The sequence below is a fragment of the Acidaminococcus sp. CAG:542 genome, assembly GCF_000437815.1.
Lineage (GTDB): Bacteria > Bacillota > Negativicutes > Acidaminococcales > Acidaminococcaceae > Acidaminococcus.
This window is the reverse complement of record NZ_FR902085.1, coordinates 1-11,228: the sequence shown is the minus strand read 5'-3', so window position 1 is coordinate 11,228 and position 11,228 is coordinate 1. Positions and strand designations below refer to the sequence as shown.

The 11,228-nt window shown below is 55.0% G+C and carries 12 protein-coding genes and 1 tRNA gene; 10 read left to right on the top strand and 3 right to left on the bottom strand.

Annotated features, from left to right (window positions below; translation table 11 throughout):
* The first annotated feature begins 104 nt into the window (after nt 1-104).
* On the top strand, nt 105-305 hold the full coding sequence (locus tag QVO43_RS07150; RefSeq protein ID WP_022487845.1) for a DUF2905 domain-containing protein: 201 nt from the start codon (nt 105-107) through the stop codon (nt 303-305).
* A 37-nt stretch (nt 306-342) separates the two neighbouring features.
* Here the strand turns inward: QVO43_RS07150 and QVO43_RS07145 are convergent, their stop codons facing one another.
* Nucleotides 343-912 (bottom strand): HD domain-containing protein, encoded by a 570-nt coding sequence (locus QVO43_RS07145; protein ID WP_022487844.1) that lies wholly within the window; start codon nt 910-912, stop codon nt 343-345.
* 110 nt (nt 913-1,022) lie between these two features.
* Entirely contained in the window at nt 1,023-1,535 is a 513-nt protein-coding gene (locus QVO43_RS07140; protein ID WP_022487843.1) for a ferritin, read from the bottom strand.
* Nucleotides 1,536-1,656: 121 nt separating this feature from the next.
* Here QVO43_RS07140 and QVO43_RS07135 point away from each other — a divergent pair, with 121 nt between their 5' ends.
* The 8 genes from QVO43_RS07135 (at nt 1,657) to QVO43_RS07100 (ending at nt 9,504) form a co-directional block, all read left to right on the top strand.
* Nucleotides 1,657-2,187, top strand: coding sequence for an NAD(+) diphosphatase (locus QVO43_RS07135; RefSeq protein WP_022487842.1), 531 nt, complete (start codon nt 1,657-1,659; stop codon nt 2,185-2,187).
* A gap of 194 nt (nt 2,188-2,381) precedes the next feature.
* Nucleotides 2,382-3,923 carry an AbgT family transporter gene (locus QVO43_RS07130; protein WP_022487841.1) on the top strand — a complete coding sequence of 514 codons (1,542 nt, stop codon included), beginning with the start codon at nt 2,382-2,384 and terminating at the stop codon, nt 3,921-3,923.
* A gap of 555 nt (nt 3,924-4,478) precedes the next feature.
* Nucleotides 4,479-4,856 carry a peptidase dimerization domain-containing protein gene (locus tag QVO43_RS07125; RefSeq protein WP_022487840.1) on the top strand — a complete coding sequence of 126 codons (378 nt, stop codon included), beginning with the start codon at nt 4,479-4,481 and terminating at the stop codon, nt 4,854-4,856.
* A complete protein-coding gene (locus QVO43_RS07120) occupies nt 4,856-6,031 on the top strand; it encodes a M20 metallopeptidase family protein (RefSeq protein ID WP_022487839.1) in 1,176 nt (391 codons plus the stop codon). Before QVO43_RS07125 ends, QVO43_RS07120 begins: the two co-directional genes overlap by 1 nt.
* A 151-nt stretch (nt 6,032-6,182) precedes the next feature.
* Nucleotides 6,183-6,977, top strand: coding sequence for a glutamate racemase (gene murI / locus QVO43_RS07115; protein ID WP_022487838.1), 795 nt, complete (start codon nt 6,183-6,185; stop codon nt 6,975-6,977).
* A gap of 84 nt (nt 6,978-7,061) precedes the next feature.
* Nucleotides 7,062-7,137 (top strand) — tRNA-Thr (locus tag QVO43_RS07110).
* A gap of 295 nt (nt 7,138-7,432) precedes the next feature.
* A complete protein-coding gene (locus tag QVO43_RS07105) occupies nt 7,433-8,158 on the top strand; it encodes a hypothetical protein (RefSeq protein WP_288174706.1) in 726 nt (241 codons plus the stop codon).
* On the top strand, nt 8,155-9,504 hold the full coding sequence (locus tag QVO43_RS07100; RefSeq protein WP_022487836.1) for a sensor histidine kinase: 1,350 nt from the start codon (nt 8,155-8,157) through the stop codon (nt 9,502-9,504). The genes QVO43_RS07105 and QVO43_RS07100 overlap by 4 nt, the downstream gene beginning before the upstream one ends.
* Before the next feature lie 81 nt (nt 9,505-9,585).
* On the opposite strand, the gene QVO43_RS07095 is transcribed toward QVO43_RS07100, so the two are convergent.
* A complete protein-coding gene (locus QVO43_RS07095; protein ID WP_288174705.1) occupies nt 9,586-10,314 on the bottom strand; it encodes a LytR/AlgR family response regulator transcription factor in 729 nt (242 codons plus the stop codon).
* 561 nt (nt 10,315-10,875) lie between these two features.
* On the opposite strand from QVO43_RS07095, the gene QVO43_RS07090 reads away from it, so the two are divergent.
* The coding region (locus QVO43_RS07090; RefSeq protein WP_288174704.1) for an ESPR domain-containing protein at nt 10,876-11,228 on the top strand (353 nt) is incomplete at its 3' end.

Below are 11,228 nucleotides of genomic sequence, written 5' to 3'. Positions count from 1 at the left end.
GGCTTGCCTGCGGTGAGCCCCTGCATCGTTGGTGTTATTGATTTCAACGGAGAAACCGGGGAGAACATGGTACAATAGAAACAAAAACAACAGGGGATGAAAATATGGGAAGAATGCTGATCGGCCTGGGGCTGCTGCTGGTGGTTGCCGGCCTTGTCATGGAATTCGGGTCCAATCTGTTCCCCCTGGGCCATCTGCCCGGGGATATTCATATTACCGGCAGGCACGGGAGTTTCTATTTCCCGGTGGTCACCTGCATTGTGGTCAGTGTGGTGCTGAATGTGCTGCTGAGGTTGTTTCATTGAAACGGGAGTGTTGTACAGAATGTGCAACACTCCCTTTTCATATATTTTCTCTTATTTTTTCCCTGGTCCAAGTGTCCACTGCCTGTTTCAGTTCCTTCAGCCAGGAGGAGAACTGGACGGCTTTTTCCGGGTAGGTGAACTGGAGGTCATATTCCAGGGGCAGCCAGGTGTCCCGGTCTGATTCGTTGTGGCTGATCACCGCTTCCAGTTTGTCCAGGGCCTTGTACAGTTTGGCTTCCTGGGTTTCCTGGGCTTCCATTTCCTCCAAGAGGGCCTGCCATTCCTGCCGGTTTCCTTCCGGAAAGGCGGCCAGCCATCTGTCCCAGCAGTCCTGTTCTGCCGCCCGGTCCCGGTCCCCTTTGGCAAAGGTGGGGATGTCCCCGGTAAAGGCTTCCCCCAGGTCGTGGATCAGGCACATCCGGATCACCCGGTCCAGATCCAGCTCCCGGAATTCCGGCTCATGGGACAGCAGGAGGGCCATGAGAGCCATCCGCCAGGAATGGTCCGCCACGCTTTCCTGCCGGCCGGGAGCCGTCCAGCAGTGGCGGGTGGCGGTTTTCAGCCGGCCGGCCCGGGTGAGGATCGCAAGAAACGTTTCAGGGGACATGGAGAACCATCCTTTCTTGGTGCAGAGATGGAACCATTATAGAGCGGAACGGGTAGCAGGGTCAAATGGAAAAGGGGGTGCTGCACGTTCTGTGCAGCACCCCCTTTTTCTCAAGGCACCAGGGTCGGTGCGGCGTAGACTCTGGCCAGGAGTTCCTGGTTCAGGGCGTAGAGCCCTTTGGGGTCGCTGCCGAAAAGTTCGAATTTCTTGATCAGGTCGCTGACGTTCTTTTCTTCTTCTCCCTGTTCCTTCACGAACCAGTCGAAGAACTGCATGGTCCGGTAATCCTTGGCTTTGTCGGCGGCTGCGTAGATCTTGTTGATGCAGCCGGTGATGAACTGTTCGTGTTTCAGGGCGGCTTTCAGGGCGTCGTCCAGTTTCTTGTAGGTCATGTCCGGTTTGTCGATGGTGCCGAAGACCACCGGGGCGTCGTTGTTCTGCAGGTAGGTCCGCATGAGCATGGCATGGTCCCGTTCTTCCTGGGCCTGGATGTCGAACCAGTGGGCGAAGCCGTCCAGCCCCTTTTCCTGATAATAGTTGGCAAAATCCAGATACAGATAGGCAGAATAAAATTCCTTGGTGACCTGTTCGTTGATCAGGTCTCTGACTTTGTTGTCCAACATGGATAAAACCTCCCTTTCATTGCCTTCCATTATAGCAGGTTTGGATGGGGGCGGCGAAAAAACTTGACAGGGTTTCCCGGGTTGGGTATGCTAACCTTGTATGAACAAAGGAGGAAATCCCATGCATTTTGAATACTGTCCCACCTGCGGCTCCCGTCTCCAGCCCAAACCGGCCGGGGATGAAGGACTGGTCCCTTTCTGTCCGGTCTGCCAGCGGTACTGGTTCGATTTTTTCTACAGCTGCATCATCATCCTGCTCTGCAATGAATACGACGAAGTGGTCCTGTGCAAACAGCCCCACCTGTCCCAGAAATATGAAAGCATCACCTCCGGCTTCATTATGCCGGGAGAAACGGCGGAAGAGACCGCCCACCGGGAAGTGAAGGAGGAACTGGGGCTGACCCTGGAAAAAATGATTCCGGAAGGGACCTACTGGTTCAGCAAGGGCCAGATGCTCATGCACGGGTATCTGGGCTTTGTCCGGAAACAGCCCTTCCACCTGTCCCAGGAAGTCACCTCCGCCCACTGGGTGCCCATCCTGGACCTGCCTCAAACCGCCTATCCGGAAACCCCGGAAAATGTCATCTATCCGCTGTGGCGGAAGCTGCTGGCCCTGAAAGGAATGGCGGAACCGGGACTGGAACGGCCATAACCGAATATTAAAAGTAAAATTATAATCAAAGTTCGAAACAACATAAAATATGTATACAGTATTTTCATAGCGAAAACATGGATTTTCCATAGAAATTTGCTTATAATGAAACTATACTTTTTCCCATAAGTATTGTGTCATGCTCTCTTTATTGTACTGGAAAAAGCGAATTTCTAGGAAAGGATGTTGTTACTATGAATGGGACCCAGGAAAAGACGAAGAAAAGCCTTATGGACCGTTTCCTGAACGTCATCGAACGGGCCGGCAACAAACTGCCGGATCCGGTGTCTCTGTTTGTACTGCTGGCCATTGTGGTCATTGTGCTGTCTGCCGTATTGGGGGCGGCAGGGGTATCGGCCACCCATCCCGGCACTGGGAAGGTCATCAAGATCGTGAACCTGCTGTCGGTGGACGGCTTCCGGATGATTTGGAGTAAGGCGGTTTCCAACTTTGCCAACTTCGCTCCGCTGGCCATGGTGCTGGTGTGTGTCATCGGCTCCGGGGTGGCTGAGAAAAGCGGCTTCCTGGCGGCTTTCATGCAGAAAATGCTGGGGGATGCGGCACCGGCTGTGGTCACCTTTGTGATCATCTTCATCGGCATCAACGGCAACGTGGCCGGGGATGCGGCCTTTGTGGTGCTGCCTCCGGTGGCCGGGGTGATCTTCCTGAGCATGGGCCGGCATCCGCTGTTGGGGGTGTTCTGCGGGTTCGCCAGTGTGGCGGCCGGGTTCTGCGCCAATGTAATGCTGGGGATGAGTGATTCCCTGGCCTACGGGTTTACGGAAGCGGCGGCCAAGATGATCGACCCGTCCTACCAGCAGTCCCCTGCCATCAACTATTATTTCCTGTTTGTTTCCTGCTTCCTGCTGGCCCTGGTGGGGACCTTCGTCACGGAAAAGATCATGGCCCCCCGGTTTGCCGGCACGGATCTGACCCAGTATGAACTGGATGAATCCATTGCGGAAATGACGGACCGGAAAAAGAAGGCCGTGAACAAGGCCCTGTTGGCCGGGCTCATTACCCTTGTTGTGATCGGGCTCATGTGCGTGGGAGCGGATCCTCTCCTGGGTGATCCCAAGACCCATTCCATCATGAACCCCAAATCTCCCTTTATGACCGGCATCATCCTGATGGTGACCCTGGTGCTGTTTGTGCCCGGGGTGGTCTACGGGTTTGCTTCCGGCAAGTACAAAAACGACAAGGACATGTGGGCGGATATTTCCCAGGCTTTCAAGGACATTTCCTCCTACATTGTGCTGTGCTTCTTCTGTGCCCAGTTCACCAGCTACTTTGCCTGGTCCAACATCGGTGTGGTGCTGGCCATCAAAGGGGCAGAAGGACTGAAGGCGGCCAATATCACCGGCCTGCCCCTGATCTACGGGCTGATCGTGGTTTCCTGCATCATCAACATGTTCATCGGTTCCGCTTCCGCCAAATGGGCCATCCTGGCGCCGGTGATGGTGCCCATGATGATGCTCATGGGGTACGACCCGGCCCTGACCCAGGTGGCCTACCGGATCGGGGATTCCCTGACCAACCCTCTGTCCCCGCTGTTCTCCTATTTCCCGCTGATTTTGGGGTTTGCCCGGAAGTATGAAAAGGACATCGGCATGGGGACCATCATTGCCAACATGATTCCTTATTCCTTTGCATTCGCCATTGCCTGGGGCCTGCTTCTGGCAGCCTGGGTGCTGTTCAACCTGCCCCTGGGCCCTGGCGGGGGGATTTATCTGTAAAGGCGGTCAATGGTCAATTGTCAATGGCTGATGGAGGGAACCTGCCACGGCAGGTTCCTGGAAAGGAAACGCAGCCGTTGCGGATATACGCCCGGGCCTCTGGTCCTTGCCTGGAGCACAAGAGCGCAAGCCCAATGTGCCATATATCTGCCTTAGCAAGGACGGGGGACCATTGCCCTTGAAAAGGGCGGATATACGCCCGGGCCTCTGGTCCTTGCCTGGAGCACAAGAGCGCAAGCCCAATGTGCCATATATCTGCCTTAGCAAGGACGGGGGACCATTGCCCTTGAAAAGGGCGGATATACGCCCGGGCCTCTGGCTCTTGCCTGGAGCACAGGAGCGCAAGCCCAACGTGCCATGTATCCGCCCTTTGCAAGGGCGGGGGACCGTTGCGCTTGCGCAATGGTGGTGGGTTAGCCGCGGCCGCGGCGTCTTTGTTTAGAAGAACCCACATCTGCGGGTTCTTGCCATCGGCCGTTGACCGTTTACAGCTGACCGCTGACAAGGGTCTGCTGCTTTCTGCAGCAGACCCTCTTGTGGAAAGGACAAACGCTTATGGGTTTACTGAAAGATACGGAAAAGGAAATCGACTTTACCATTACGGTCCATGGGGTTTCGGCCCATGGATCCACGCCCCATCTGGGGAAGGATGCCATTGTGGCGGCTTCAGCGGTGATCCAGGCGGCCCAGACCCTGGTGAGCCGGGTGAACAATCCCCTGCGGCCTCTGGTCCTGGGTTTTGAAAGCGTCAAGGCCGGGAAACAGTTCAACATCGTCTGCGACAAGGTGCAGCTGACCGGCTGCCTCCGGGCCTATGACGACGAACTGCTCATGGACATGGTGGACAAACTGAAGAACCTGGTCCGGCGCACGGCAGAAACCTTTGACTGCCGCAGCGAACTGACTCTGCTGCCGGAAGGAGGCGCCTGCTGATGGATGTGAAAGCCTTGGCGGCCGGCGAAAAAGACTATATCCTGGCACAACGGCACTGGCTCCATGCCCATCCGGAACTGGGCCGGGAAGAAAAGGAAACCACCGCCCACATTGCCGCGGAACTGGAAAAAATGGGGATCCCGGTCCAGACCTTCCCGGATATCACCGGGTGCATCGGCACCATCCAGGGAGCCAAAGGCCCGGGGAAGACCCTGATGCTCCGGGCGGATATCGACGCCTTGCCCATCCAGGAAGCGGACCTGACCAAACCCTATGCCTCCCAGCATCCCGGGGTCATGCACGCCTGTGGCCACGACTGCCATACGGCCATGCTCCTGGGAGCAGCAAAAATCCTCAGCGCCCATCGGGATGCTTTTCCGGGCCAGGTGAAGCTGCTGTTCCAGATGGGGGAAGAAATCGGTACCGAATCCCGCCATTACGTGGAGAAAGGCTGTCTGGATCAGGTGGATGCCATTTTCGGCATGCACATCTGGGCCTTGCTGGACGCCGGTACCGCCAATCTGGAAGACGGGGAGCGGATGGCCTGCAGCGACCGGTTCACCATTACTCTTACCGGGAAACCGGCCCCTTCTGACGCCCCGGAACAGGGGGCGGATCCCCTGGCAGCGTCTGCCTCCGTAGTCATGGGGCTCCAGCAGCTGGTGAGCCGGCAGAACGACCCGGAAAACACCTTTGTGCTTACGGTGGGTATGATGAACAGCGAGGGGGAGAAGGGCCAGCTGGCCCGTTCTGTCCAGCTGGTGGGTACCACCCGGACCTTCAACAAAGAATTCCGGAAGACCCTGCCCCAGAAAATCGAAAAAGTGGCCCGGGCCTTTGGAGAAGGGCTGGGCTGCCAGGTGGACTGCACCTATTTCTTCGGTCCTGCCCCTCTCATCAACGAGCACAAAGACCTGAACGATTGCGGCCGGAAAGCCGTGGCCCGGATCATGGGAGAAAAAGCCCTGGTGCCCATGGAAAAACAGATGGGTGCGGAAGATTTTTCCGTGTTCATGGAAAAAGTACCCGGCGTGTTTATGTTCCTGGGAGCCCGGAACAAAGAAAAAGGCATCTGCTGCGTCCATCATCATCCCGCCTTCGAAGTGGACGAAGACGTGCTGCCTAACGGGACGGGGATAGAGGTCCAGTTTGCGCTGGAGTATTTGAATGGGTGAAAAAAGGGGCTGTTGCCGGCGCAACAACCCCGTCAGCAGTCCGCTGACAGAAAAGGGGGTATTGCACGCAATGTGCAACACCCCCTTATTCGTGGTATAATATACTTTCCTAAAGTGGTTTAACGGCACAAATACAGGCAAGGAGGGTTCCATGAACAGATTAGATCCCATTGGCGTCATTGATTCCGGGGTGGGCGGATTGACCGTCCTGAAATGGCTCCAGCAGAAAATGCCCCATGAACGGTTCATTTTTATCGGGGATACCGCCCGGACTCCCTATGGGAACCGGCCCCGGGAAGAAATCCAGCAGTTCGTCAGCGAAATGACCGCCTGGCTGAACCGGCGGAACATCAAACAGCTGGTGGTGGCCTGCAACACCATTACGGTGCTGGGCACCGAGGTAATCAAAAACGGGTACGATTTTTCCGTGATCGGCATGAAAAAAGGCGCCCATATGGTGGAAGGGGTCACGAAGAACAAACGGGTGGGCTTTCTGGCCACCGATTTCACTGTGGCTTCCGGGGCCCATAAAAAGGAAATCCAGGAAATGGATCCAGAAATCCAGGTGTTCGGCCAGGGGTGCCCCAAATTCGTTCCCCTGATCGAAGGAGAGAAATTCGGCAGCCCGGAACTGGCGGCAGCCATCAAGGAATATACGGACAAGCTGAAAGAACATAAGGTGGATACGGTGATGCTGTCCTGCACCCATTATCCCTTTGTGGAAAAGGAAATCCGGGAAGCCTTTGGACCCGGGGTCACCATCCTGGATCCGGCGGAACGGACGGTCCAGGCAGCCATGGAAGACCTGAAAGCCCGCCATCTGGACCGGGAAGTGGGCCTGGGCCGGGCAGAAGTATGTTTTACCGCCGACCTGGAAAGAGGCAAGCGCCTGGCAGCCCGGATGCTGGATATGAACCAGTGTGATTTCCGACTGATCCAGTTGTAAAAGCGGTCAATGGTCAATGACTGTTGCCTGTGCAACAGCCTCTTGAACAATCCCCGGGGATATGATATAATTTCCCTGTTCAATGCTACTGTAGCTCAGCTGGTAGAGCATCTCATTCGTAATGAGAGGGTCGTAGGTTCGAATCCTATCAGTAGCTCCAGACGCCAGACCGGCCCGTCACTTTGGTGGCGGGCTTTTTTTGTGTTTGACATCTTTTTCTCTTTTCGTCATAATTACAATTAATGAATTCCGGAGGTGATCCTGCTATGGCTGATGCGCTTGCCACGTTGCTTCTATTCTGTTTTTCGCTGTTGCCCTCCGCTTATCTCCGCTACTACCCTTTCCGGTCCATTGTCCGGCCCCATACCCGCCATGTACTCCTTTGCGGTCATCTTTCCATTTTCCTCTTTGAATTTGTCCTGCTGGGAGCTTTGGTCAGTCGGGGGTCCCTGAAAATGGAAAGCGGCATGTTCCAGTTCCTGTACCTGTTCTGCTATCTGCCCCATTTGCTGCTCCTGGTGTTCACCATCCGGCCGTTCTGGTTCCGGCATCTGTTTGTGCTGGGGCTCCAGGCCATCTATATGATCTTTGTTCATATCCTGTCCCTGGAAGCCTTCAAGCTGTTCCTGCCCGATTCCTGGCACATTGGCCGGGTACTGCCTTATTTCATCATCTATCTGGTCCTGTTCCTTCTGGGGATGCCCCTGGCCCTGAAAATCATCGGGCGGCTGTTCACCCCGGAACAGCTCACGTCTCCCCGGTCCGCCTTCTGGCCTTACCTGGGGCCTGTGCCTCTGCTGCTGTGCTACTACCATGCCAACCAGGGGTATTTCATCCTGAACCCCCGGGATCTGTTCCAGCCGGGACTCCAGATCTATACCCTGATCACCCTGGGGATGCTGGTGCTGGTGGCTTTGTTCCTGGTCCTGACCATCCGGGGCGAGCTGGAGCAGGTGCAGAAAATGTTCCATCTGAAGGAACAGAATCTCCAGCTCCAGGGACGGCTCAATGACTTCAACAGTTACGCCGTTTCCCTGCGGAAAGAGCAGCAGGAACTGGCCATCATCCGGCACGACAGCCGGCATCAGCTGCGGATGCTGGCGGAACTGGCGGAAAACGGGGAATTTGAAGAAGCGGAAAAATACCTGCTGAAGCTGCGGAAAGAGGTGGCGGACAAGTGACTCCCATCCTGGAAACCACGGCCGTGTCCCTGGTCTACATCCTGGTGCTCCAGCCCTTCTATCTGCTGGAGATTCTGCCCTTCTGGGGATTTCTGGAGGAAGAAAAGAAAAAGCCTTTCTGCCGGGCCTGGGTGGTCCTGGCGGTGGCGGAAACGGCCCTGACAGTGGGGCTGGTCCGGTCCGGACTGTTCCCTTCTGTCTCTGCAGCCTACTGGGCCATAGGGTACCTTATATGGATCCCCCAGTTCCTGCTGTGCTTCTGGGTCACCCGGAAGTACTGGGTGGGCCATCTGTTCATCCTTTCCTTCCGGATCCTGTTTTCCAGCTGCTTTTATACCTTCCTCCGTCACTTTTTCCTGTATTTCTGGCCGGCAAGTGACTTTGCTTCCATGTATTTCTGGCAGATCCTGTTCTATGGGGGAGAATGCCTGATTGCCTTCCCCGTCCTCCTCCGGTTCTTTACCCGCACCTTCAGCCATTTCCAGGAAGCGGCCACCCGCCGGTTCTGGCGGAGCACCACCATCATCCCCATGCTGCTGGCGGTGGATACTCTGTATGTGAGTGTGTATGATTCCCAGGAACGGTATTTCGATCTGATGGGTGCCCGGATCCTGCTGATGATTGTAGTACTCCTAATGATGTCTGCCATCCGCCGGGGCCAGCAGGAAGTGTATGATGAGATCAGCGCCTACGAGGAAAAGCACCGGCTCCAGCAGCAGGTGGTGTCCGCGGCCAACTATGTAAAGATGTCAAAAGAATCCCGGCAGCGGCTGGAAGCCATCTACCGGGAAAAACGGGACCATATCGACCAGCTGCTGGATCTGGTCCGGCAAAAGGACCGGGTGGGGGTGCTCACCTATATTGAAGAACTGGGAGAAGAATTCAACAGCACCAAGCTGCCCCAGTACTGCCAGAATCCCCTGATCAATGCGGCCCTTACGGTGTATCTGTCCCGGGCCCGGGAAGAAGGGATTCCCATCACCGTGTCCGTGGACCTGCCCCAGAATCTGAACTGCAGCGGGGATCTGTCCATTGTGCTGTCCAACCTGGTGGAAAACGCCCTGATCGCCAGCAGGAAGCAGCCGGAAGACCGGCGGAACATTACCGTACTGGCCCGGCGTCAGGGGGACATGCTGAACATTTTGGTGAAGAACCTGTTCGATGCCCCGGTGGCCCTGGACGAAGAGGGCCTGCCGGTGACCAAAGTAAAAGGCCACGGCATCGGCATGAAATCCCTGGCCCGGTTCCGGGACAAATACGGAGCCAGTGTCCTCTGTCAACAAAAAGAAGGCTGGTTCCTCACCTATCTCCAGGTGGATATGGGAGCGAAGGGAGTGGGGGATTAGGGGGCTGCGACTCAAAGCCCGCGACCCGCGACCAAAGGGGCTGTGAAGAAATGAGAATCTCATTTCTTCACAGCCCCTTTTTTACTTCGTCCCAAACATATACTGGAAATACTGCTCCTGGAACTCCCGGTACTTCCGCTTTCCCAGGGGAATCTGATGGCCCTGGATCTCTACGTAATCGGTTTTGATCAGGTGGATGGCGCCCAGGTTCACCAGATAGCCTTTGTTGGGGGATACGAACTGACCAGGGGCGATTTTGTCCAGGTCCGCCTTCATGTCCTGGCCGGATTTCCGGGTTTCCAGGGTACTGCCGTCAGCCAGGTATATCTCCAGCACATGGCCGTGGCTTTCCAGGAACAGGATCTGGGCGATTTCTTCCACCCGGACGCCTCCGCCCACCAGCCGGAAGATCACCTTGGCGCTGTTCCGCTGGCGGATGTAGGCAATGGCACGGTCCATGGCCTTGGCGAACTGGGCCTGGGTAAAGGGCTTCAGGAGATAATCCGTGGCTTTCACCTCAAAAGCTTCCACGGCAAATTCGTCGCTGGTGGTGAGAAAAATGATTTCCGCCCGGCTGTGGTGGTCCCGGAGCTCCCGGGCCACATCGGTGCCCAAAATCCCGGGCATGCACACATCCAACAGCACAATATCGAACAGGGCCCCCTTGTCCACCGCTTCCACAAAGGCAAAAGCGTTTTCAAAGGTCTGGCAGCTCATATTTTCTTTGCGGTTCTGGAAGTATTTCTCTGCAGCTTCCCGGATCTTCTGGATCTGGTCCTGCTGATCATCACAAATGGCAATATGCAGCATGCTGTTCACTTCCTTTCCATGGGTCTGTACCAATTTACTCACTCCTATTATACCCAGTCCGGACAGTCTTGGAAAATCTCCGCCCTGAAAGGGCGGTTTTTTTGCATGAAAAGGAGATTAAAATGTCTTTGAATCAAGAACAAAGAAAAAGAAAAGTCAGAAAAATATTTTCAGGACAAAAAATGACCCTTTCGTGATTTTCGAAAAAAAAGTTTTGAAATCCATGATATGCTTTAGCAGAACAAAGAGAAAGAAGTTCCGGACGCGGGGCTTCCTTCCCAAAGTAAAACACTGGATTCCTGTATAAAATTCCAAAGAACTCAAATGAGAACGATTTAAGAAAACTGAAGAGTGAAGCAAATCGTATTGTATATACGGACGAACGTTCTTATACAAAAGTATACTCCGGAAATTCAAAAGAGTATACCAAGGGATAATTGGAAATTTCAGGGATTTTGGTAAACTGAAGGTAACGGGGAGACCAAAGCGCGCATGGGAAACCCACCAAAAGATGCATGAAAATGAAAAAACAGGAGAGTTCAAGAAAAGGGGTGTGGCTTTATGAACAGGATTTATAAAGTGATCTGGAACAAAACACGGGGCATGTACATGGTGGTTTCCGAACTGGCCAAAGGCCAGTCCAAAGACGGACGCCGTGCCGTGGGACGGAAGAAAGTGGCACAGACCGCTGCGGCTCTGGCCGTATTTTTCAGCATTGTCTCTGCAGGAGGGACGTCTTTTGCGGCGGATGGCACCACGAAGGTTGAATCGTCGACTTCCAAGACGGCGGTAGAAGTCTATACCAAGGATGGCACGGATGCGCAGATTGAAGCAGCCAGAAAATACACGTATCGCAAAGCGGCTGAACTGGATACCCGCATCACCAATGTGAAGGAATATCTGGAACAACAGAC